A 22,054-nucleotide genomic window follows, 5' to 3' on the forward strand; every position below is an offset into this window, starting at 1 on the left:
CGGGCCCGGAGGTGAGGCGTACGGTGTTCTCGACAGAGGAGGGGCCTGGGGCGAGACTTGACCGTCGGTAGCCGGCAGCAGGTCGAGAGTTCCGATGAGGTCCTTAGAGGAAGGTGTCCGAGTGTCCCGCCGCAGAATCGGCTTCTGGTACCGCCTGGCGGCGGTTATCGCCAAGCCGCCGTTGGTGGTTCTGTTCAAGCGCGACTGGCGGGGGACGGAACACATTCCGGCCGACGGCGGATTCATCACCGCCGTCAATCACAACTCCTATCTGGACCCGCTCTCCTACGGCCACTTCCAGTACAACACCGGACGCGTGCCCCGGCTCCTGGCCAAGGCCGGCCTCTTCCGCACCCCCTTCGTCGGGATGATGCTGCGCGGCACCGGCCAGATCCCCGTCTACCGCGAGACGACCAACGCCCTGGACGCCTTCCGGGCCGCCGTCGACGCCATCGAGCGCGGCGAGTGCGTCGCCTTCTACCCCGAGGGCACCCTCACCCGCGACCCCGAGATGTGGCCGATGGCCGGCAAGACCGGCGCCGCCCGGGTCGCGCTGATGACGAAGGCCCCCGTCATCCCGGTCGCCCAGTGGGGCGCCAACCTCGCGATGCCGCCGTACGCCAAGGAGAACAAGCTCCGGCTGTTCCCCCGCAAGACGCTGACGGTCCAGGCCGGCCCGCCCGTCGACCTCAGCCGCTTCTACGATGTCGAGCCGACGCCCGAGGTGCTGCGCCAGGCGACCGAGGTCATCATGGCCGCGATCACCCGCCAGCTGGAGGACATCCGGGGGGAGAAGGCCCCCGCCGAGCTCTACGATCACCGCAAAGCCCGTGCTGAGCAACGGCGCAGGGCGCAGGGAAAGGGATCCACGTGACGCACCCCGTAAAAGCAGCCGTCTTCGGAACCGGCTCATGGGGTACGGCGTTCGCCGTGATCCTCGCCGACGCGGGCTGCGAGGTCACCCTCTGGGGACGCCGCGCCGAGGTCGCCGAGACCGTCAACACCACCCGCACCAACCCGGACTACCTGCCGGGGATCACGCTCCCCGAGTCGATCCGCGCCACCACCGACCCCGCCGAGGCGCTGCGCGGGGCCGAGTTCGCCTTCCTCGTCGTGCCCTCCCAGACGCTGCGCGCCAACCTCGCGGACTGGGCCCCCCACCTGGAGCAGGACACCGTCCTGGTCTCGTTGATGAAGGGTGTGGAGCTGGGCACCGCCAAGCTGATGAGCGAGGTCATCGCGGACGTCACCAAGGTCTCCGCCGACCGCATCGCCGTCGTCTCCGGACCCAACCTGGCCAAGGAGATCGCCGAGCGCCGGCCCGCAGCGGCCGTCGTCGCCTGCGCCGACGAGTCCGTCGCCCAGCGCCTCCAGGCCGCCTGCCACACCCCGTACTTCCGCCCGTACACCAACACCGACGTCGTCGGCTGCGAACTCGGCGGCGCCGTGAAGAACGTCATCGGCCTCGCCGTCGGCATCGCGGACGGCATGGGCCTCGGCGACAACACCAAGGGCTCCCTCATCACCCGCGGCCTCGCCGAGACCACCCGCCTGGGTGTGGCCATGGGCGCCGACCCGCTGACGTTCTCCGGACTCGCGGGCCTGGGCGACCTGGTGGCCACCTGCTCCTCGCCGCTCTCGCGCAACCACACCTTCGGCACCAACCTCGGGCGCGGGATGACGCTCCAGGAGACGATCGCCGTCACCAAGCAGACCGCCGAGGGCGTCAAGTCCTGCGAATCGGTCCTGGACCTGGCCCGTCGGCACGGGGTCGACATGCCCATCACGGAGACCGTCGTCTCCATCGTCCACGAGGGCAAGTCCCCGGTCGTCGCGGTCAAGGAGCTGATGTCGCGGAGCGCCAAGGCCGAGCGACGCTGACTCCTCCCTTACCAGCAGGTACGCTCATCGCGATATGAGCAGCGAGAACCTCCCCCAGAGCCCTGAGCGCGCCGAGAGCCCTGAGCAGCAGCGCCGCAAGCCGCGTGTGGCTGTCGTGTTCGGCGGCCGCAGCTCCGAACACGGCATCTCGGTCGTCACGGCCGGCGCCGTCATGAAGGCCATCGACCGGACGAAGTACGACGTCCTGCCGATCGGCATCACGACGGACGGCCGCTGGGCGCTCACCGCCGACGAGCCCGAACGCATGGCCATCACCGACCGCAAGGTCCCCGACGTGGCCCAGCTCGCCGAGTCCACCGAGGGCAGCGTCGTGCTCTCGGTCGACCCCGGCAGCCGCGAGGTCGTCTACAGCGAACCCGGCTCGGTGCCCAAGGCGCTCGGCGAGGTCGACGTCGTCTTCCCCGTGCTGCACGGCCCGTACGGGGAGGACGGCACCCTCCAGGGGCTGCTCGAACTCTCCGGTGTGCCCTACGTCGGCGCGGGCGTCCTCGCCTCGGCCGTCGGCCAGGACAAGGAGTACATGAAGCGCGTCTTCATCTCCTTCGGCCTGCCGGTCGGACCGTACGAGGTCGTCCGGCCGCGCGAGTGGGACCGCGACCCCTCCGCCGTACGCAAGCGGATCGTGGACTTCGCCGGTGAGCACGGCTGGCCGCTGTTCATCAAGCCCGCCCGGGGCGGCTCCTCCATGGGCATCACCAAGGTCGACGAGCTCTCGGGCCTCGACGCGGCGATCGAGGAGGCCCGCCGCCACGACCCCAAGTTCCTCGTGGAGTCGCTGCTGCGGGGCCGTGAGATCGAGTGCGGGGTGCTGGAGTTCGAGGACGGACCGCGCGCCAGCGTGCCCGCCGAGATCCCGCCGGTCACCGCGCACGAGTTCTACGACTTCGAGGCGAAGTACATCGACTCGGCCGCCGGTCTGGTGCCCGCCCCGCTCACCGAGGAGCAGACCGCCGAGGTCCAGCGGCTCGCCGTCGCGGCCTTCGACGCCACCTCCTGCGAGGGGCTGGTGCGCGCCGACTTCTTCCTCACCGAGGACGGCACCTTCGTCATCAACGAGATCAACACCCTGCCGGGGTTCACCCCGATCTCCATGTACCCGCGCATGTGGCAGGAGAGCGGCGTGAGCTACCCGGAGCTGGTCGACCGCCTGATCCAGGCCGCGTTGACCCGCTCCACCGGACTGCGCTGAGAGACCCGGAAGGCCGGGACGGCGGGTGCCGTCCCGGCCTTCCGGGCGTGGGTCAGCTGTCGTGGTGGACGGGGGAGCGCCGCAGCGCAGTACGATCGCCCCGTCAGCGCGCGGAGTCACGGTGCGGGGGCGGGAGAACCGTGGTCACAGACCGCGCGTCCCATGCGCGGCACCGGACGGGGGTCAGAGGTGGACGACCGGACAGGTCAGCGTGCGTGTGATGCCGTCCACCTGCTGCACTTTGGCGACCACCATGCGGCCGAGTGCATCGACCGTGTCGGCCTGGGCCCGCACGATCACGTCGTACGGACCGGTGACGTCCTCTGCCTGGATGACTCCCGGAATCTTGGAAATGGTCTCGGCGACGATCGACGCCTTGCCCACCTCGGTCTGAATAAGGATGTACGCCTGTACCACGGAACCTCCAGGGCGGCCACGAGGATCATGTGGGGGAAAGGGACGCCACGTTATCGCGTCGCCGAGGGTGACGGGGAGACCTACGGGCCGTATGACGTCCACAGCGTGGCGTGCGGAGTGCGGAAGTTGACGTATCCCTTGACGGTATCGGCAGCTCTCCTGACGGTACCGACAGCAGTGACGGCTCGCGACCGGGGGCCCGGACGGGTGTCCGGGGCGATAAATGAGAGGTGAGACTCGGTGAAGGGAACCGTGGGCGAGTTGGGGGAGTTCGGGCTCATCAGAGAGCTCACCTCCCGGCTCACCACCACTCCGGCGGTACGGCTGGGGCCCGGCGACGACGCCGCGGTCGTGGCCGCTCCCGACCGCAGGGTCGTGGCCAGTACGGACATCCTGCTGGAAGGGCGGCACTTCCGCCGCGACTGGTCGACGGCGTACGACGTCGGCCGCAAGGCGGCGGCACAGAACCTCGCCGACATCGCGGCCATGGGCGCCGTGCCCACCGCGCTGCTCCTGGGCCTCGTCGTCCCCGCCGACCTCCCGGTCACCTGGGCCGCCGAGCTGATGGACGGGCTGCGGGACGAGTGCCAGGTGGCGGGGGCGGCCGTCGTCGGCGGCGACGTGGTCGGCGGCGACACCATCACCGTCGCCATCACCGCCCTCGGCGACCTGCGCAACCACGAACCGGTCACCCGCGCCGGCGCCCGGCCCGGCGACGTCGTCGCCGTCACCGGCTGGCTCGGCTGGTCCGCCGCCGGATACGCCGTGCTCTCCCGCGGCTTCCGCTCGCCCCGCGCCTTCGTCGAGGCCCACCGCCGCCCCGAACCGCCGTACCACGCGGGCCCCGCGGCCGCCGGACTCGGCGCCACCGCGATGACCGACGTCAGCGACGGGCTCGTCGCGGACCTGGGGCACATCGCCGAGGCCAGCAAGGTCCGCATCGACCTGCGCTCCGGCCTCATCGACATCCCCTCGCAGATGTCCGACATCGGCCAGGCCGTCGGCGTCGACCCGCTCCAGTGGGTGCTGACCGGGGGAGAGGACCACGCGATCGTGGCCACCTTCCCGCCGGACGCCAAGCTCCCCGCCCGCTGGAAGGTGATCGGCGAGGTCCTCAACCCCTCCGCCCTGCCCCAGGTCACCGTGGACGGGGCGCCTTGGACCAGCAAGGGCGGCTGGGACCACTTCGGGGCGATCGAGGACACCTACTGAGGCCTTCCCCGTGGGGCCGCCTTTTCGGCTGCCGCTAGATTGCTGCGTATGCCCATACGTACCGCTGTACCGCCCCGCGTCCTCACCGTCGCCGGATCCGACTCCGGCGGCGGTGCGGGGATCCAGGCCGATCTGAAGACCATGCTCGCCCTCGGTGTGCACGGCATGAGCGTGCTCACCGCCGTCACCGCACAGAACTCCCTCGGCGTCCAGGGCGCGTGGGAGCTTCCGGTGGACGCCGTACGCGCCCAGTACCGCAGCGTCGTCGACGACATCGGCGTCCAGGCGGTGAAGACCGGGATGCTCGCCTCGGCCGTGCTCGTCGAGACCGTCGCCGAACTCCTCGCCGGGACCGACGCCCCCGTCGTCGTCGACCCGGTCGGCGTCTCCAAGCACGGGGACGCGCTGCTCGCCGCCGAGGCCCTCGACTCCGTACGGACGAAGCTGCTGCCCGTCGCCACGGTGGCCACCCCGAACCTCGACGAAGTGGCCCAGCTCACGGGCGTACAGGTCACCGACGAGGACGGGATGCGCCGGGCCGCCGAGGAGATCCTGGCGTTCGGACCGCGCTGGGCGCTCATCAAGGGCGGGCACCTGCCCGGCGAGGCGGTGGACCTGCTCACCGACGGGAGCGCGGAACACTGGCTGCGCGCCCCCCGCCACGACAACCGGCACACCCACGGCACCGGCTGCACCCTCGCCTCCGCCATCGCCTCCGGGCTGGCGCTCGGCCAGGACGTGCCCACGGCGGTGGAGGGCGCGAAGGCGTACGTCACCGGCGCGATCCGGGCCGGATTCGCGCTGGGCGGCGGCATCGGCCCGGTCGACCACGGCTGGCGGACCCGGCAGGTCGGCTGATCAGCTCCTGAGCACAGGGCGGATGAGCACAGCAAAAAGCCGGTCCACCGAGGTGGACCGGCTTTTCGGGCAACCGGAAGGCTGCGCTACGACGGATACGTCAGCGCGCGACCTTGCCGGCCTTGATGCACGAGGTGCAGACGTTGAGCCGCTTCGGCGTTCGACCGACCACGGCACGCACGCGCTGGATGTTGGGATTCCAGCGACGGGACGTACGGCGGTGCGAGTGCGAAATGCTGTTGCCGAAGCCCGGCCCCTTGCCGCAGACGTCGCAGTTGGCAGCCACGGGTCACTCCAAAGACTTCAGATGCACTTACAGTGAATTCCGGCGCGCCGGAATCATTGAATGAAGTGGCGGTACCGGAGGAATGGCCCGACTCTCATCGGGCAACCGAAGCAGCATACAACGCCTGCTTCGGAGATACGAAACTACCACGGGTTGGCCCACCGCCCTCCCGCCCCCTGTCCCGACCGGGACCCCGACAGGCGGGCTAACCTGCGGTGCAGCCCGTTGCCACGGCCGCTTCAAGGAGGACCATCGGTGCCGCAGCTCCCCGACGATCTGGACGCCGTCGCGGTGCGCACGTGGTGCTCACTGGCCCTGGAGGCCCTGGGCCGGGAGCGCGCGGAGATCGACGCGATCAACGTCTATCCCATCGCCGACGGGGACACCGGCACCAACCTCTATCTGACCGTCGAGTCCGCCGCGGCGGCCGTCGAAGCGGTCTTCGCCGCCCATGAGACCGGCACCACCGCACCCGCCACCGCCGACGCCGTACGCGCCATGGCGCACGGCGCCCTGATCGGCGCGCGCGGGAACTCCGGCACGATCCTGGCCCAGCTGCTGCGCGGCATGGCCGGGGTGCTGGCCGACGGCGGCGACGCGGCCCACCTGCGCCTCGCCCTGACCCGGGCCGCGGCCGCCGCCCGGCAGGCCGTCGCCCACCCGGTGGAGGGCACGGTGCTGACCGTCGCCACGGCGGCCGCCGAAGCCGCGCAGGGCGGCGAGGAGCGGGAGCTGCGCGCGGTGGTGAGCGCCGCGTACGAGGGGGCGCGCGCCGCCCTGGCCAGGACCCCGGAGCAGCTCGCCGTGCTCGGCCGGGCCGGTGTCGTGGACGCCGGGGGGCGTGGGCTGGTGGCGGTCCTGGGGGCGCTGGTGGAGGCGGTGACCGGGCAGGCTCCGGTACGGGGGCCCCGTGCCGGTTCCGGGAAGGCCGCGGCTCCTGTGGACGGAGGGTCGGTGGTGGGGCTGCCGGTGGGAGGCGTTCCGATCCCGGCGGGCGGCGCTCCGGTGGAGGGCCCCCTCGACTGCCCCGAGGACGCGGACGGCGGTGGGCCCGCCTTCGAGGTGATCTACCTCCTGGAGGCCCGTGACGAGCAGGTGGACCGGCTGCGGACCCGACTCGACGCGCTCGGCGACTCCCTGGTCGTGGTCGGCGGCGACGGGCTCTGGCACGTCCACGTCCATGTCGACGACGCGGGGGCCGCCGTTGAGGCGGGCGTCGAGGCCGGGCGGCCGTACCGGATCAGGATCACCCACTTCGCCACCGAGAGCGGCCACGACGTCCGCGTCCAGGCCGAACCCGCCCAACGCGCCGTCGTCGTCGTGGTCCCCGGCGACGGCCTTGCCGGGCTCTGCGCCGAGGCGGGTGCCACCACCGTGATCGCCCGCCCCGGCGAACCCCCCGCCAGCGGCGAACTCGTCGACGCCATCCGCCGCGCCCACGCCCGCGAGGTGGTGCTCCTGCCCAACGACGCGGCCCTGCGCCACACCGCGGCCGCCGCCGCCGAGCAGGCCAGGACCGAGGGGGTCCGGGTCGCCCTCGTCCCCACCCGCGCCGCCGTCCAGGGCATCGCCGCCCTCGCCGTCCACGAGCCGGACCGGGGCTTCGACGAGGACGTGGTCGCCATGACGGCCGCCGCCGGAGCCACCCGCTACGCCGAACTGGCCGTCGCCGAGCGCCAGTCGTGGACCATGGCGGGCATCTGCCAGGCCGGTGACATCCTCGGCCTGATCGACGGGGACGTGGCCGTGATCGGCGCCGACGTCCCGGCCACCGCCCGCACCGTGCTGGACCGGATGCTGGCGGCCGGCGGCGAGCTGGTCACCCTCGTCCTCGGCGAGGACGTCCCGGACGCGCTGGCGGACGCGCTGGCGGAACACGTACGCGAGGGCCATCTCGCCGTGGACACCGTGGTCTACCGCGGCGGGCACCAGCGCGCACCGCTGCTGATCGGCGTCGAGTAGCCGCCCCACGGCCGTGCCCGGCGGACAGTTGTCAGTGCCGTGGTGTGCAATGGATCGCGTGTCCTCGTTCGATGAACCTCTCAAGAAGCTGCTCGGCGGAGCCACCGCGAAGGTGATGGCCGAACACCTCGACCTGCACACGGTCGGTGATCTGCTGCACCACTACCCGCGGCGGTACGAGGAGCGCGGCAAGCTGACCGCGCTGGCCGACCTCCCGCTGGACGAGCACGTCACGGTCGTCGCCCAGGTCGCCGACGCCCGCATCCTGATGTTCAACAACGGCCGGGGCAAGCGCCTTGAGGTCACCCTCACCGACGGCAGCGGCCGCCTCCAGCTGGTCTTCTTCGGCCACGGCGTCCACAAGCCGCACAAGGAGCTGCTCCCGGGCCGCCAGGCGATGTTCGCGGGCAAGGTCTCCGTCTTCAACCGGAAGATGCAGCTGGCCCACCCCACGTACCAACTCCTCGACGCCTCCGACGCCGACGAGGCGACCGAGGCCGTCGACGCCTTCGCCGGACGGCTGCTGCCGATCTACCCCGCCTGCAAGCAGCTGGACTCCTGGCGGATCGCCAAGGCCGTCGACGCCGTCCTGCCCAGCGCCCAGGACGCGGTGGACCCGCTGCCCGCCGCCCTGCGCGAGGGGCGCGGCTTCACCCCGCTGCCCGAGGCCCTGCTGAAGGTGCACCGCCCGCAGACGAAGGCGGACATCGAGGACGCCAAGGCCCGCCTCAAGTGGGACGAGGCGTTCGTGCTCCAGGTCGCCCTGGCCCGCCGCCGGTACGCCGACACCCAACTGCCCGCAGTCGCCCGCCGCCCGGTCGCCGACGGACTGCTGGACGCCTTCGACGCCAAGCTGCCGTTCACCCTCACCGAGGGCCAGCAGAAGGTCAGCAAGGAGATCTTCGACGACCTGGCCACCGAGCACCCGATGCACCGCCTCCTCCAGGGAGAAGTCGGCTCCGGGAAGACCATGGTGGCCCTGCGCGCCATGCTCACCGTCGTCGACGCGGGCGGCCAGGCCGCGCTGCTCGCCCCGACCGAGGTCCTGGCCCAGCAGCACCACCGGTCCATCACCGAGATGATGGGGGAGCTGGCCGAGGGCGGCATGCTGGGCGGCTCGGACCAGGGCACCAAGGTCGTGCTGCTCACCGGCTCCATGGGGATGGCGGCCCGTCGGCAGGCCCTGCTGGACCTGGTCACCGGTGAGGCCGGGATCGTCATCGGCACCCACGCGCTCATCGAGGACAAGGTCCAGTTCCACGACCTGGGGCTCGTGGTCGTCGACGAGCAGCACCGCTTCGGCGTCGAACAGCGCGACGCCCTCCGTTCCAAGGGCAAGCAGCCGCCCCACCTCCTCGTCATGACCGCCACCCCCATCCCCCGTACGGTCGCGATGACCGTCTTCGGCGACCTGGAGACCTCCGTCCTGGACCAGCTCCCGGCCGGCCGCTCCCCGATCGCCAGCCATGTCGTCCCCGCCAAGGACAAGCCGCACTTCCTCGCCCGCGCCTGGGAGCGCGTGGCCGAGGAGGTGGAGAACGGCCACCAGGCGTACGTGGTCTGCCCCCGCATCGGCGACGACGCGGAGGAGGCCGAGGGGAAGAAGAAGGGGAAGGCCAAGAAGGCGGCTCCCGAGGAGGATCCGGAGAAGCGGCCGCCGCTCGCCGTGCTGGAGATCGCGGACGAGCTGCGCAAGGGCGCGCTGGCCGGGCTCGGCGTCGAGGTGCTGCACGGTCGGATGCACCCCGACGAGAAGGACGACGTGATGCGCCGGTTCGCCGCCGGAGACGTCGACGTCCTGGTCGCCACCACCGTCATCGAGGTCGGCGTCAACGTCCCCAACGCCACCGCCATGGTGATCATGGACGCCGACCGGTTCGGTGTCTCCCAGCTCCACCAGCTCCGCGGCCGCGTCGGCCGTGGCTCGGCCCCCGGGCTCTGCCTGCTGGTCAGCGAGGCCCACGAGGCGAGCCCCGCCCGCGCCCGCCTCTCCGCCGTCGCCGCCACCCTCGACGGCTTCGAGCTCTCCCGTATCGACCTGGAGCAGCGCCGCGAGGGCGATGTGCTCGGCCAGGCCCAGTCCGGGGTGCGCTCCTCGCTGCGCATGCTCACCGTCATCGACGACGAGGAGGTCATCGCCGCCGCCCGCGAGGAGGCCGTCGCCGTCGTCGCCGCCGACCCGGAGCTGGAGCACCTGCCGGAGCTGCGTACGGTGCTGGCCGCGCTGCTGGACAAGGACCGGGAGGAGTACCTCGACAAGGGGTGAGCCCGGGGCCGTCCTGCTGGTGCGGGCCGCACGCCATATCGTGGACGGACAGCCCGTACCCGCCGGCGTAACGACAGCACGCGCCCGCCGCGAGCCCCCGCACACGCCCCCGACCCCGAGGACCCGACACCCATGACCCGCGTGATCGCCGGATCGGCCGGCGGACGCCGCCTGGCCGTACCGCCCGGCACCGGCACCCGCCCCACCTCCGACCGTGCGCGGGAGGGCCTCTTCTCCACCTGGGAAGCGCTGCTCGGCACCCTCGAAGGCGTCCGCGTCGCCGATCTGTACGCCGGATCCGGCGCCGTCGGCCTCGAAGCCCTCTCCCGGGGCGCGGTCCACGCCCTGCTGGTCGAGGCCGACCAGAAGGCGGTGCGCACCGTCCGGGACAACGTCCGCACCCTCGGGCTGCCCGGCGCCGAGGTCCGTACCGGCAAAGCCGAGCAGATCGTGACAGGTCCGGCGCCCTCGGACCCGTACGACATCGTCTTCCTGGATCCGCCGTACGCCGTCACCGACGACGATCTTCGCGAGATCCTGCTCACACTCCGTGCTCAGGGGTGGCTCACGGACGATGCGCTCGTCACGGTGGAACGGAGCACCCGGGGCGGAGAATTCGGCTGGCCCGCCGGATTCGAGCCACTGCGGGCCCGTCGCTACGGCGAGGGAACGCTTTGGTACGGTCGCGCCGCCGCTACGTGCGAAGACGCACGATGACCGGACCGGAGAGCGAGGGAATCACAGTGCGCCGCGCCGTCTGTCCGGGGTCTTTCGACCCCATCACCAACGGACATCTCGACATCATCCAACGAGCCTCCAAGCTGTACGACGTGGTGCACGTGGCGGTGATGATCAACCAGTCCAAGAAGGGGCTGTTCACCGTGGACGAGCGGATCGACCTGATCCGCGAGGTCACCGCGGACTTCGGCAACGTGGAGGTGGAGTCCTTCCACGGCCTGCTGGTCGACTTCTGCAAGCAGCGGGGGATCCCGGCGATCGTGAAGGGCCTGCGGGCCGTCAGCGACTTCGACTACGAGCTCCAGATGGCCCAGATGAACAACGGCCTCTCCGGCGTCGAGACCCTCTTCGTGCCGACCAACCCGACGTACAGCTTCCTGTCGTCCTCGCTGGTCAAGGAGGTCGCGACCTGGGGTGGCGACGTCTCCCACCTGCTGCCCCCCACCGTCCACGAGGCGCTCACCAAGCGGCTGGGCGAGCGCTGAGCGGCTGACGGTCCGTCACCAGGTGTCGGGCGGCGGCCGACTGGCCTTACAGTCGTCCCGTCCGTCTCCAACAGAGCAGCAGCTTCAACAGAGCAGCAGAGAGTGGCGAGCACACGGTGGACGTGCAGAAGAAGCTCGACGAGATCGTCGAAGCGGTCGGGAACGCCCGCGCCATGCCCATGTCGGCCTCGTGCGTGGTCAACCGCGCCGAGCTGCTCGCCATGCTCGAAGAGGTACGCGAGGCCCTGCCCGGCTCGCTCGCCCACGCCCAGGAGCTGATCGGCGGCCAGGAGCAGTTCGCCGAGCAGGCCCGGCAGGAGGCCGAGCGGATCATCCGGTCCGCCCACGCCCAGCGCTCCTCGCTGATCGCCGAGACCGAGATCGCCCGCCAGTCGCAGAGCGAGGCCGACCGGATCCTCTCCGAGGCCCGCCGCGAGGCCGAGGAGGTCCGGGCCGAGGCCGACGACTACGTCGACAGCAAGCTCGCCAACTTCGAGGTCGTCCTCACCAAGACCATCGGGTCCGTGGACCGGGGCCGCGAGAAGCTGCTCGGCCGGGGCCAGGGCCTGGACGAGCAGGGCTACCAGGACCCCGACTTCGCCGAGGCCCCCGAGCGCAGCGCCGACCCCGAGACGCTGAAGCAGCGGGCCGACGCGTACGTGGACGCCAAGTTCGGCGCCTTCGAGGCGGTCCTCGCCAAGACCCTGGAGGCGGTCGGCCGCGGCCGGCAGAAACTGCACGGCCGGGTCGCCACCGACGACCTCGGGGCCCACATGGCCGCCCAGGACGCGGCGGGTGCCCAGGGCCACACCAGCGACGCCGACTATCTGGCCGGTCTCGCCGAGCTGGCCACCCCGGCCCCGCAGCAGGCGCCCCAGCAGCCGCTCTACCAGGAGCAGCAGCCCGAGTACCCGGGCCGGCCGCCGCAGGCAGAGCCCGGCTACGCGCAGGCGGAGTACGGACAGGCCGAGTACGCGCAGGCTTCGTACGGCTACCAGGAGCAGCAGGCGCAGGACCCGTACGGCTACCAGCAGGTGCCGGACCCGTACGCGGCCTACCAGCAGCCCGCCTACGACCCCAACCAGTACCCGCCCCAGCCGCAGGCCCAGCCCGACTACGGCTGGCAGCAGCAGCCCCAGGTGCCCGCCCAGCAGAACCAGGGCGCGCTGGACGAGACCAGCCTCTTCGACACCAGCATGATCGACCTGGAGCAGCTGCGCCGCTACGAAGAGGGCCGCTGACCGCAGAGGGCGGGGGAGGTTCTGGGCCGATTGGGTGCTGAGCGGTCCGTCCAGTATCCTGAATCCTCGGTCGCGCATAGGTCCGCGATCTCGGCTGCCCGTTTCGTCTCACGAAGCGGAGACGGTAGGGCTCGGGACCGGAGACGGCCCCTTCCCCCAGCAGCAAGCACGACATCCATGATTCGAAAGCAGGAAACGCCCTGAACGGCCACCTCGACCACCGCAACCCTCTCGTGTTCGATACGCGCGAGCTGGGTCGGCGTCCAGGTGCCCTGAAGCGGCTGTCCCGCTCGGTGGACGCACCCGGTTCACCGGTTCTCGGTATCGACGGCGTCATCGGTGTGCCGGAAGGCGCACCCCTGGAGCTGGACCTCCGACTCGAATCGGTCATGGAAGGGGTGCTTGTCACAGGGACCGCCCGTGCGAGCGCCGAGGGGGAGTGCGTAAGGTGTCTGGAGCCGCTGACCGTAGAGGTCGACGCGGATTTCCAGGAGATGTTCTCGTACCCTGACGCCGATGACCGGGGCCGCCCTGCGGACCCGGCCGACGACGCCGAGGACGACGAGGACAGGTTCTTCCTCGAGGACGGCTTGTTCGACCTCGAGTCAGTGCTGCGTGACGCGGTAGTGCTCGCACTGCCCATGCAGCCGGTGTGCAAGGAGACCTGCGCCGGTCTGTGTTCCGAATGCGGAATCAGGCTGGACGAGAACCCGGGCCACCACCACGACGCCGTCGACATCCGTTGGGCGGCACTGCAAGGACTCGCCGAGACCGTTCAGGACGGCGAGAAGGACAACATGGGCGGCGCCGAACCGGGCGTCGACGAGAAGCAGGAGAAGTAGCCGTGGCTGTTCCGAAGCGGAAGATGTCGCGCAGCAACACGCGCCACCGCCGGTCGCAGTGGAAGGCTGCGGTCCCCACCCTGGTTTCGTGCGAGCGTTGCCAGGAGCCGAAGCTCCAGCACATTGCGTGCCCGAGCTGCGGCACCTACAACAAGCGCCAGGTCCTCGAGGTCTGAGCGGCTGGTGAGAGGCCCGATGTCTGAGTTGTCCAGCGCCAAGAAGCAGGCAGACAACGTCAACACAGCCTCGTCCCACACGCTTCTGGAAGGGCGGCTCGGGTATCACCTCGAGTCCGCCCTTCTGGTGCGTGCGCTGACCCATCGTTCGTACGCATACGAGAACGGCGGTCTGCCCACCAACGAGCGGCTCGAATTCCTCGGGGATTCGGTGCTCGGCCTGGTGGTCACGGACACGCTGTACCGCACCCACCCCGACCTGCCCGAAGGCCAGCTGGCCAAGTTGCGGGCCGCGGTGGTCAACTCGCGTGCGCTTGCGGAAGTGGGCCGCGGCCTCGAACTCGGCTCCTTCATCCGGCTCGGCCGCGGTGAAGAGGGCACGGGTGGCCGGGACAAGGCTTCCATCCTCGCCGACACACTGGAAGCAGTGATCGGCGCGGTCTATCTCGACCAGGGCCTCGGCGCGGCCTCGGAGCTGGTCCACCGGCTCTTCGACCCGCTGATCGACAGGTCCTCGAACCTCGGTGCCGGTCTGGACTGGAAGACCAGCCTCCAGGAGCTCACCGCGAGCGAGAGCCTCGGAGTCCCCGAGTACCTCGTCACGGAGACCGGCCCGGACCACGAGAAGACCTTCACTGCTGCTGCTCGCGTCGGTGGTGTCTCGTACGGCACCGGCACCGGCCGTAGCAAGAAGGAAGCGGAGCAGCAGGCGGCCGAGTCCGCCTGGCGCGAGATCAGCGCCGCCGCTGAGGCACGGCAGGCCGCGGAGAAGTCCGCAGCCGACGGAGGGGCCGCCGACACCCCTGCCGATCCGTCGCCCGACACGGACGCCGCTCCCGCCTGAAGCAGAACCCCGAACCCCTCGGTGCGCATGCGCACCGAGGGGTTCTCCCTGTCCCGGGGAGCCCGTCGCGTGCTCCCGTACTGCCGTCGTCGTGTCTGGAGTGGTCCACCGTGCCCGAGCTGCCCGAGGTCGAAGTCGTACGCCGGGGCCTGGAGCGCTGGGTCAGCGGCCGGACCGTCACCGACGTCGAGGTCCTGCACCCGCGCTCGGTCCGACGGCACCTGGCGGGCGGCCCGGACTTCGCCGCCCGGCTGCGCGGGGTCCGCTTCGGTACGGCGATGCGGCGCGGCAAGTACCTCTGGGTGCCGATCGACGAGGCCGCCTCCTCGCTCCTCGGACACCTGGGCATGAGCGGGCAGCTGCTGGTGCAGCCCGTGGACGCGCCCGACGAGAAGCACCTGCGGATCCGGATGCGGTTCGACGACGCGCTCGGCACCGAGCTGCGCTTCGTCGACCAGCGCACCTTCGGCGGGCTCTCCCTCCACGACACCACCCCCGACGGCCTGCCCGACACCATCGCGCACATCGCCCGCGACCCGCTGGACCCGCTCTTCGACGACGCCGCGTTCCACACGGCCCTGCGCCTGCGCCGTACGACGGTCAAGCGCGCGCTACTGGACCAGTCGCTGATCAGCGGCGTCGGCAACATCTACGCGGACGAGGCGCTCTGGCGCTCCAAGCTCCACTACGACCGGCCGACCGCGACCCTCACCCGCCCCAGGTCGGCCGAGCTGCTCGGCCACGCCCGGGACGTCATGAACGCGGCCCTCGCCCAGGGCGGCACCAGCTTCGACAGCCTGTACGTCAACGTGAACGGCGAGTCCGGATACTTCGACCGCTCCCTCGACGCGTACGGCAGGGAGGGCGAGCCGTGCCGCCGCTGCGGGACGCCGATGCGCCGCCGCGCCTGGATGAACCGGTCCAGCTACTTCTGCCCGCGCTGTCAGCGCCCGCCGCGCGCCTTGTCGTAACGCGTCCGGGCGGCGAGTACGTCGTCCATCCGCCCCTCGACGAGATGGATGAGCCCGAGGAGCTTCTCGGCGACCTCGCGGCCGAGCGGGGTCAGCTCGTAATCCACGCGGGGCGGGTTGACCGGCTGGGCCTCCCGCAGGACGAGACCGTCGCGCTCCAGGGCGTGCAGCGTCTGGGAGAGCATCTTCTCGCTGACCCCGTCGACCCGGCGCCGCAGCTCGTTGAACCGCAGGCTCTCCTCGTACAGCGCACCCAGCGTCAGACTGCCCCAGCGGCCGGTGGCGTGCTCCAGCGTGGAGCGTGAGGGGCACTGCCGGGAGAAGACGTCGAAGGCGAGGTCGTCCGTATCGCTGGCCATCTCACCAGCTTACGCCCGCACAGCGCTCACCCCGAGGGAGCGCTGTGCGGGCGTAAGTGGGGCTGGTGCGGTGGGTCAGAAGCCGAAGTTCTGGACCCACCACGGGCCGCCGGAGCCCTCGTGGATGCCGATGCCGATCGTCTTGTAGTCGCAGTTGAGAATGTTCGCGCGGTGGCCGTCGCTGTTCATCCAGCCGTCCATCACGGCCTGGGCGTCGGCCTGGCCGCGGGCGATGTTCTCCGCGGCGAGTCCCTGCACGCCGGCTTGGGCGGCCCGGTCCCAGGGGGTGTCGCCGTCCGGGTCGGTGTGGTCGAAGAAGCCGCGGGCCGCCATGTCCTCGCTGAAGTTCTGGGCGAGCGAGGTGAGTGCGGTGCTGGTGGTCAGCGGGGAGCAGCCGACCTTCGCGCGCTCCTGGTTCACCAGGGCCAGCACCTCGGCGCGGGCCGAGGCGTCGGAGGGCGAGGGGGAGGGCTTCTTGCTGGGCGGCGGGGCGGCGGTGGTCTTCGGCGGGGCCGGGGCCTTGCTCGCCGGGGTGGTGCTCTGCTTCGGGGCCGTGGTGGGCGCCTTCGACTCCTTGGACGGCGTGGCGGCCGGCTTCTTCGAAGGGGGCGTGGAGGGCGCGGCCGACTTCGACGGGGTCTTCGACGCGCTGCCGGAGGGCGACTTCGACGGCGTCGTGGACGGCGACTTCGAGGGGGTCTTCGACGGGGCCTCGGGGCGCTCGCTGCCCCGGCTGGCGGGGGAGGAGGACCGGTCGGCCGGGGCACTGGAGCCGCCCTGCTGCGTCAGCAGGTCGGGGGCGCCGCCGGTGCGGACCTGGTCGGCCGCGTTCCCGCCGCCCGTGGTGTAGGTGTCGCCGCCCGGGAGCAGACCCGAGGCGACGGCGACCGCGCCGACCGCCATCGCGGCCGAGGCGCCCAGGAGCCCGGTGCGCACCGGCACCGCGGACTTCTTCTTCCGGCGCGTGCCCCGGTGCCGCGAGGCCGCTCCGGCCGCGGGTTCTTCAGCGGCGGGGCCTGCGGCGGATCGTCGGTGGCGTCCCATGCGCTGTGCCTTCCTGATGCTCCGGACGTCGCAGCGACGTCACCCGATTACCGGTCGATCTTGGTCCCCGTACTCACCCGAACGAGTGAGGCTATTGCGACGGGACTGTACGCCATGGCTCAAAGGGGCCGCCGTGCTCTTGGAGCAATTGGCCGGTTAGCGTTCGGGCATGAACGAAGAGGCACGGCTGGTCGTCTGGGTGCGCGGCCGAGTACAGCAAGTAGGCTTCCGCTGGTTCACCAGGGCAAATGCTTTGGAGATCGGCGGACTCGTGGGCTTTGCACTCAATCTCGACGACGGCCGGGTGCAGGTCGTCGCCGAAGGATCACGTGACAATTGCCACCGTCTGCTGGATTGGCTGCGGTCCGACGACACACCCGGGCGCGTGGACGGAGTCACTGAGATCTGGGACACCCCGCGCGGCGGTTACGAGGGATTCGCCATCCGCTGATACGGGCTCGCGCCGGCGCCCCCGATCCGCTCGGTGAACGCACCGGAGCGAACCGTCACGGACCGGCCCACTGGGCGCCCGCACCCGAAATGACCTGCGAAAGGACCGCGCGGCGACCGATGGTTGCCAGATGCGGGATGTCGTGCAAGGCTGCGGCATTGACGAAGATCCCCACACCTGTCGGGGTCCCGCAGGAGAGTCGCGCCGCATGATCGTCCAGCCGCGCGCCCCCGGGACACCCGGCTCCACGGGGTGTGATCGTGTTGACCGTCAAAGTTTTTGGTGAGACGCTGAAAACCCCGCGCACCTTAGCTGTTCGGTAGAGCTGATATGCAGCAGAACCGCAGTGGTGACAGAGCCCTGCCGAGCACCGCGGGTGCGACCCCCTGACGACCCACACCGCATCGGTCGGTCACTCATTGTGGAGGACCATCCATCATGGCAAAGGCGCTTCTCGGTTACGTCGGCGGTTCCGACCCGCGACTCCTCGCCGAGATGCGACGGCTCCAGCAGCGCGTCCAGGACCTGGAATCCGAGCTCAACCGGATCCAGGACGAGAACGACGCGCTCAACGCCGCCGCTCAGCACCAGGAGTCGTTGCTCGACAGCATCGACATCGACGTACCCCAGGGCGAGCCTGCGCTGACCTGACCGGTGGCCCCATCGGGGCCGGTCGGGCTGAGCAGTCTCATCAGCCTCGGAACATCTCTCCCTATCTGATCCGTCCTGCGTCACGGATCGCCGTCCCCGGACGACCGGGTCCCTGACCGACAGGGCCGCCTGTGTCCGAATCACCGGCAACGCACTGCCCCGGTTGCCGTGGCGATGCGCCGTGCAGGACCGCACAGATCCATGCAACAGGATCACGCACCAAGATCTCCGCACCAAGATCTACAGGGACGCCTCGGCGTCCCTTTTTTCTTTGCCCGGACCCCCCGGCCCCCGCCCCGCCCCTCTCGCTTACCGTCTGATGTGCCCTGCACCTTCATGACCGAAACCGAGAGGGAAAGGTAGAGTCCGGCGGCGTGCACCTCAAGGCCCTGACCCTGCGTGGTTTCAAATCGTTCGCGTCCGCCACCACCCTGCGGTTCGAACCGGGGATCACCTGTGTCGTCGGCCCCAATGGATCGGGAAAGTCCAATGTGGTGGACGCCCTCTCCTGGGTCATGGGAGAACAGGGCGCCAAATCCCTGCGCGGCGGCAAGATGGAAGACGTGATCTTCGCCGGGACCACCGGGCGGCCCCCGCTCGGCCGCGCCGAAGTGTCGCTGACCATCGACAATTCCGATGGCGCATTGCCCATCGAGTACGCCGAAGTGACGATCACTCGGATCATGTTCCGCAATGGCGGCAGCGAATACCAGATCAATGGCGACACCTGCCGGCTGCTGGACATCCAGGAACTCCTCTCCGACTCCGGAATCGGCCGCGAGATGCACGTCATCGTCGGCCAGGGCCAGTTGGACTCCGTCCTGCACGCCGACCCGATGGGCCGCAGGGCCTTCATCGAGGAGGCCGCGGGCGTCCTCAAGCACCGCAAGCGGAAGGAGAAGGCGCTCCGCAAGCTGGACGCGATGGGCGCCAACCTCGCCCGCGTCCAGGACCTCACCGACGAGCTGCGCCGCCAGCTCAAGCCGCTCGGCCGGCAGGCCGCCGTCGCCCGCCGGGCCGCCGTCATCCAGGCCGATCTGCGCGACGCCCGGCTCCGGCTCCTCGCCCACGACCTGGTGACCCTGCGGGACGCGCTGCGCGACGAGATCGCCGACGAGGCCGAGCTGAAGAAGCGGAAGGACGCGGCGGAGGCCGACCTCAAGGCCGCGCTCGCCCGGGAAGCCGAGCTGGAGGGCGAGGTGCGGCGCCTCGCGCCCCGGCTCCAGCGGGCCCAGCAGACCTGGTACGAGCTGTCGCAGCTGGCCGAGCGGGTCCGCGGCACCATCTCCCTGGCCGACGCCCGGGTCAGGAGCGCCACCGAGGCCCCCACCGAGGAGCGCCGGGGCCGCGACCCGGAGGACCTGGAGCGGGAGGCCGCCCGGATCCGCGAGCAGGAGGCGGAGCTGACGGCGGCCCTGGAGGCGGCCGAACACGCGCTGGAGGACACCGTCGCCCACCGCGCCGACCTGGAGCGCGAGCTGGCCGCCGAGGAGCGCCGCCTCAAGGACGCCGCCCGCGCCATCGCCGACCGCCGCGAGGGCCTGGCCCGGCTGAACGGCCAGGTCAACGCCGCCCGCAGCCGGGCCGGTTCGGCGCAGGCCGAGATCGACCGGCTGGCCGCCTCCCGCGACGAGGCCCAGGAGCGGGCGGTCACCGCCCAGGAGGAGTACGAACAGCTCAAGGCCGAGGTCGAGGGCCTGGACGCGGACGACGAGGAGCTGACCGCCCGCCACGAGGCCGCCAAGCAGTCCCTGGCCGAGGCACAGGCCGCCCACAGCGCCGCCCGCGAGGAGGCCACCGCCGCCGAGCGCAGGCGGGCGGCGGTCGCGGCCCGGCACGAGGCGCTGGCGCTGGGGTTGCGCCGCAAGGACGGTACGGGCGCGCTGCTCGGCGCCCGGGACCGGCTGGCCGGACTCCTCGGCCCGGCCGCCGAACTGCTCACCGTCCGCCCCGGCTACGAGGTCCCGGTCGCCGCCGCCCTCGGTGCCGCGGCGGACGCGGTGGCGGTGCGGGACCCGGCGACGGCCGCCGAGGCGATCCGGCTGCTGCGCGAGCAGGACGCGGGGCGCGCGGCGATGCTGCTGGGGGGTGGGGCGGCGGAGGACGCGGGGGCCGGTCACGTACCGGGGCAGCCTGGTGCCATGGACCCGGAAGCCCCTCACGTACCGGGGCAGGGCGGGGAGTATGTACCGGGCGAGGCCCCGGAGACGGCCCCCGGCCCGCTGCCCGCACAGGCCGGTGCAGAGGGCGCAGCCCCCAGCCGTACGGAGACCGGGGCCGACCCCCACGCCCGTACCGAGAGCACCACCACCCTCACCGCCCCCGCCGTGGCCGACCTCGTCACCGGCCCCGCCCCCCTCATGACCGCCGTGCGCCGCCTCGTACGGGACACCGTCGTCGTCCCCACCCTGGAGGACGCCGAGGCCCTCGTCGCCGCGCACCCCGGGCTCACCGCCGTGACCGGTGAAGGGGACGTGCTCTCCGCCCACTTCGCGCACGGCGGCTCCGCCGGGGCGCCCAGTCTCCTGGAGGTGCAGGCCTCCGTGGACGAGGCCGCCGCCGAGCTGGCCGACCTCGCCGTGCGGTGCGAGGAGCTGGCTCAGGCGCAGCGGCAGGCGGGGGAGCGGCGCAAGGAGGGGGCCGCGCTCGTCGAGGAGCTGGGGGAGCGGCGGCGGGCGGCCGAGCGGGAGAAGTCGGGCGTCGCCCAGCAGCTCGGCCGGCTCTCCGGGCAGGCCCGGGCGGCGGCGGGCGAGGCCGAGCGGATGACCGCCTCCGCCGCCCGCGCCCAGGAGGCCCTGGAACGGGCGGTGGAGGAGGCCGAGGAGCTGGCCGAGCGGCTGCTGGTGGCCCAGGAGGCGCCGGTCGAGGAGGAGCCCGACACCTCCGTACGGGACCGGCTCGCCGCCGACGGGGCCAACGCCCGCCAGACCGAGATGGAGGCCCGGCTCCAGGCCCGTACCCACGAGGAACGCGTCAAGTCGCTGGCCGGACGCGCCGACGGCCTCGACCGGGCCGCCCGCACCGAACGCGAGGCCCGCGCCCGCGCCGAGCAGCGCCGGGCCCGGCTGCGGCACGAGGCGGCCGTGGCCTCCGCCGTCGCCTCGGGCGCGCGTCAACTGCTGGCCCACGTCGAGGTGTCCCTCGTACGGGCCGATCAGGAACGCACGTCGGCCGAGGCCGCCAAGGGCGAGCGGGAGCGCGAGCTGGCCGCCGAGCGGGGCCGGGGCCGCGACCTCAAGGGCGAGCTGGACAAGCTCACCGACTCCGTCCACCGGGGCGAGGTGCTGGGCGCGGAGAAGCGGCTGCGCATCGAACAGCTGGAGACGAAGGCCCTGGAGGAGCTGGGCGTGGAGCCCGCGGGGCTGATCGCCGAGTACGGCCCCGACCAGCTCGTGGAGCCGTCGCCCGCCGCGGAGGGCGAGGAGCTGCCGGAGGACCCGGAGCACCCCCGTAACCGGCCGAAGCCGTTCGTCAGGTCGGAGCAGGAGAAGCGGCTGCGGTCGGCCGAACGGGCGTACCAGCAACTCGGGAAGGTGAATCCGCTCGCCCTGGAGGAGTTCTCGGCGCTGGAGGAACGGCACCAGTTCCTCTCCGAGCAGCTCGAAGACCTGAAGAAGACCCGGGCCGATCTGCTCCAGGTGATCAAGGAGGTCGACGAGCGGGTGGAGCAGGTGTTCACCGAGGCGTACCGGGACACCGCCCGCGAGTTCGAGGGCGTCTTCTCCCGGCTCTTCCCGGGCGGTGAGGGCAGGCTGATCCTGACCGACCCGGACAACATGCTCGCCACCGGAGTGGACGTCGAGGCCCGTCCGCCGGGCAAGAAGGTGAAGCGGCTCTCCCTGCTCTCGGGCGGTGAACGGTCCCTGACGGCCGTGGCGTTGCTGGTCTCCATCTTCAAGGCGCGCCCCAGCCCCTTCTATGTGATGGACGAGGTCGAGGCCGCACTCGACGACACCAACCTCCAGCGGCTGATCCGGATCATGGAGGAGCTCCAGGAGAGCTCCCAACTGATCGTCATCACCCACCAGAAGCGGACGATGGAGGTCGCCGACGCGCTGTACGGCGTCTCCATGCAGGGTGACGGAGTGTCGAAGGTGATCAGTCAGCGACTCCGCTGACCCGGTCGGCGCAGCCGCCGACTTTTTACCGAATCATCAGAA

General features: G+C 71.4%; 21 protein-coding genes. 17 read left to right on the forward strand and 4 right to left on the reverse strand.

Translation table 11 applies throughout. The features are described from left to right. Positions 1–121 precede the first annotated feature (121 nt). The 3 genes from GTY67_RS25800 to GTY67_RS25810 are packed head-to-tail and all read left to right on the forward strand — an operon-like array spanning position 122 to position 3,091. Positions 122–874, forward strand: a complete 753-nt coding sequence (locus tag GTY67_RS25800; protein WP_093694857.1) for a lysophospholipid acyltransferase family protein — start codon at positions 122–124, stop codon at positions 872–874. Then, on the forward strand, positions 871–1,881 hold the full coding sequence (locus GTY67_RS25805; protein WP_093694859.1) for an NAD(P)H-dependent glycerol-3-phosphate dehydrogenase: 1,011 nt from the start codon (positions 871–873) through the stop codon (positions 1,879–1,881). The genes GTY67_RS25800 and GTY67_RS25805 overlap by 4 nt, the downstream gene beginning before the upstream one ends. Positions 1,882–1,915: 34 nt before the next feature. Next, on the forward strand, positions 1,916–3,091 hold the full coding sequence (locus GTY67_RS25810; RefSeq protein ID WP_093694861.1) for a D-alanine--D-alanine ligase family protein: 1,176 nt from the start codon (positions 1,916–1,918) through the stop codon (positions 3,089–3,091). A gap of 183 nt (positions 3,092–3,274) precedes the next feature. Here GTY67_RS25810 and GTY67_RS25815 read toward each other — a convergent pair whose 3' ends face one another. Further along, positions 3,275–3,508, reverse strand: coding sequence for an Lrp/AsnC ligand binding domain-containing protein (locus GTY67_RS25815; RefSeq protein WP_015611652.1), 234 nt, complete (start codon positions 3,506–3,508; stop codon positions 3,275–3,277). Positions 3,509–3,748: 240 nt separating this feature from the next. Between GTY67_RS25815 and GTY67_RS25820 the strand changes: the two genes are divergently transcribed. Next, on the forward strand, positions 3,749–4,720 hold the full coding sequence (locus tag GTY67_RS25820; protein WP_093694863.1) for a thiamine-phosphate kinase: 972 nt from the start codon (positions 3,749–3,751) through the stop codon (positions 4,718–4,720). 48 nt (positions 4,721–4,768) lie between these two features. Next, positions 4,769–5,578 (forward strand): bifunctional hydroxymethylpyrimidine kinase/phosphomethylpyrimidine kinase, encoded by an 810-nt coding sequence (gene thiD, locus GTY67_RS25825; RefSeq protein ID WP_161280438.1) that lies wholly within the window; start codon positions 4,769–4,771, stop codon positions 5,576–5,578. A 100-nt stretch (positions 5,579–5,678) separates the two neighbouring features. On the opposite strand, the gene rpmB is transcribed toward thiD, so the two are convergent. After that, the gene (gene rpmB, locus GTY67_RS25830; protein WP_019762972.1) at positions 5,679–5,864 is read right to left on the reverse strand and encodes a 50S ribosomal protein L28; all 186 of its coding nucleotides are present in this window, start codon (positions 5,862–5,864) and stop codon (positions 5,679–5,681) included. Positions 5,865–6,119: 255 nt separating this feature from the next. Between rpmB and GTY67_RS25835 the strand changes: the two genes are divergently transcribed. The 9 genes from GTY67_RS25835 (at position 6,120) to mutM (ending at position 15,389) form a co-directional block, all read left to right on the forward strand. Continuing rightward, positions 6,120–7,826 (forward strand): DAK2 domain-containing protein, encoded by a 1,707-nt coding sequence (locus GTY67_RS25835; RefSeq protein ID WP_161280439.1) that lies wholly within the window; start codon positions 6,120–6,122, stop codon positions 7,824–7,826. Between the two features lie 49 nt (positions 7,827–7,875). Further along, positions 7,876–10,092, forward strand: a complete 2,217-nt coding sequence (recG, locus tag GTY67_RS25840) for an ATP-dependent DNA helicase RecG (protein WP_202462350.1) — start codon at positions 7,876–7,878, stop codon at positions 10,090–10,092. 132 nt (positions 10,093–10,224) lie between these two features. Continuing rightward, the gene (rsmD, locus tag GTY67_RS25845; protein ID WP_093694871.1) at positions 10,225–10,809 is read left to right on the forward strand and encodes a 16S rRNA (guanine(966)-N(2))-methyltransferase RsmD; all 585 of its coding nucleotides are present in this window, start codon (positions 10,225–10,227) and stop codon (positions 10,807–10,809) included. A 26-nt stretch (positions 10,810–10,835) separates the two neighbouring features. Further along, positions 10,836–11,315, forward strand: coding sequence for a pantetheine-phosphate adenylyltransferase (coaD, locus tag GTY67_RS25850; RefSeq protein WP_343238811.1), 480 nt, complete (start codon positions 10,836–10,838; stop codon positions 11,313–11,315). Positions 11,316–11,431: 116 nt separating this feature from the next. Next, positions 11,432–12,556 (forward strand): cell division initiation protein, encoded by a 1,125-nt coding sequence (locus tag GTY67_RS25855; protein ID WP_093694875.1) that lies wholly within the window; start codon positions 11,432–11,434, stop codon positions 12,554–12,556. Positions 12,557–12,789: 233 nt separating this feature from the next. Next, entirely contained in the window at positions 12,790–13,398 is a 609-nt protein-coding gene (locus tag GTY67_RS25860) for a DUF177 domain-containing protein (protein ID WP_093694877.1), read from the forward strand. 2 nt (positions 13,399–13,400) lie between these two features. Next, positions 13,401–13,574 (forward strand): 50S ribosomal protein L32, encoded by a 174-nt coding sequence (gene rpmF, locus GTY67_RS25865; RefSeq protein WP_003965982.1) that lies wholly within the window; start codon positions 13,401–13,403, stop codon positions 13,572–13,574. A gap of 19 nt (positions 13,575–13,593) precedes the next feature. Beyond that, positions 13,594–14,418, forward strand: a complete 825-nt coding sequence (gene rnc / locus GTY67_RS25870; protein ID WP_093694880.1) for a ribonuclease III — start codon at positions 13,594–13,596, stop codon at positions 14,416–14,418. A 110-nt stretch (positions 14,419–14,528) separates the two neighbouring features. Further along, a complete protein-coding gene (gene mutM, locus GTY67_RS25875) occupies positions 14,529–15,389 on the forward strand; it encodes a bifunctional DNA-formamidopyrimidine glycosylase/DNA-(apurinic or apyrimidinic site) lyase (RefSeq protein WP_161280442.1) in 861 nt (286 codons plus the stop codon). On the opposite strand, the gene GTY67_RS25880 is transcribed toward mutM, so the two are convergent. Further along, positions 15,362–15,748: a helix-turn-helix domain-containing protein gene (locus tag GTY67_RS25880; protein WP_161280443.1), complete on the reverse strand. Its 387-nt coding sequence runs from the start codon at positions 15,746–15,748 to the stop codon at positions 15,362–15,364. The genes mutM and GTY67_RS25880 overlap by 28 nt on opposite strands. Positions 15,749–15,823: 75 nt before the next feature. After that, positions 15,824–16,792 carry a CAP domain-containing protein gene (locus GTY67_RS25885; RefSeq protein WP_161280444.1) on the reverse strand — a complete coding sequence of 323 codons (969 nt, stop codon included), beginning with the start codon at positions 16,790–16,792 and terminating at the stop codon, positions 15,824–15,826. 169 nt (positions 16,793–16,961) lie between these two features. Here GTY67_RS25885 and GTY67_RS25890 point away from each other — a divergent pair, with 169 nt between their 5' ends. From GTY67_RS25890 to GTY67_RS25900, 3 genes are all read left to right on the forward strand, one after another. Then, positions 16,962–17,243: an acylphosphatase gene (locus GTY67_RS25890; RefSeq protein WP_093694888.1), complete on the forward strand. Its 282-nt coding sequence runs from the start codon at positions 16,962–16,964 to the stop codon at positions 17,241–17,243. Positions 17,244–17,681: 438 nt separating this feature from the next. Continuing rightward, the gene (locus GTY67_RS25895) at positions 17,682–17,894 is read left to right on the forward strand and encodes a hypothetical protein (RefSeq protein WP_003965973.1); all 213 of its coding nucleotides are present in this window, start codon (positions 17,682–17,684) and stop codon (positions 17,892–17,894) included. A gap of 374 nt (positions 17,895–18,268) precedes the next feature. Beyond that, positions 18,269–22,012 carry an AAA family ATPase gene (locus GTY67_RS25900; protein ID WP_161280445.1) on the forward strand — a complete coding sequence of 1,248 codons (3,744 nt, stop codon included), beginning with the start codon at positions 18,269–18,271 and terminating at the stop codon, positions 22,010–22,012. Positions 22,013–22,054 lie beyond the last annotated feature (42 nt).

Origin of the sequence: Streptomyces sp. SID8374 (assembly GCF_009865135.1) — a bacterium.
Lineage (GTDB): Bacteria > Actinomycetota > Actinomycetes > Streptomycetales > Streptomycetaceae > Streptomyces.

What these genes read in the sequence shown, in the direction of transcription:
- GTY67_RS25810 (WP_093694861.1), top strand. Translation starts at nt 1,916, where the DNA reads ATGAGCAGCGAGAACCTCCCCCAGAGCCCTGAGCGCGCCGAGAGCCCT.
- thiD (WP_161280438.1), top strand. Translation starts at nt 4,769, where the DNA reads ATGCCCATACGTACCGCTGTACCGCCCCGCGTCCTCACCGTCGCCGGA.
- recG (WP_202462350.1), top strand. Translation starts at nt 7,876, where the DNA reads ATGGATCGCGTGTCCTCGTTCGATGAACCTCTCAAGAAGCTGCTCGGC.
- rsmD (WP_093694871.1), top strand. Translation starts at nt 10,225, where the DNA reads ATGACCCGCGTGATCGCCGGATCGGCCGGCGGACGCCGCCTGGCCGTA.
- rnc (WP_093694880.1), top strand. Translation starts at nt 13,594, where the DNA reads ATGTCTGAGTTGTCCAGCGCCAAGAAGCAGGCAGACAACGTCAACACA.
- GTY67_RS25880 (WP_161280443.1), bottom strand. Translation starts at nt 15,748, where the DNA reads ATGGCCAGCGATACGGACGACCTCGCCTTCGACGTCTTCTCCCGGCAG.
- GTY67_RS25885 (WP_161280444.1), bottom strand. Translation starts at nt 16,792, where the DNA reads ATGGGACGCCACCGACGATCCGCCGCAGGCCCCGCCGCTGAAGAACCC.
- GTY67_RS25890 (WP_093694888.1), top strand. Translation starts at nt 16,962, where the DNA reads ATGAACGAAGAGGCACGGCTGGTCGTCTGGGTGCGCGGCCGAGTACAG.
- GTY67_RS25895 (WP_003965973.1), top strand. Translation starts at nt 17,682, where the DNA reads ATGGCAAAGGCGCTTCTCGGTTACGTCGGCGGTTCCGACCCGCGACTC.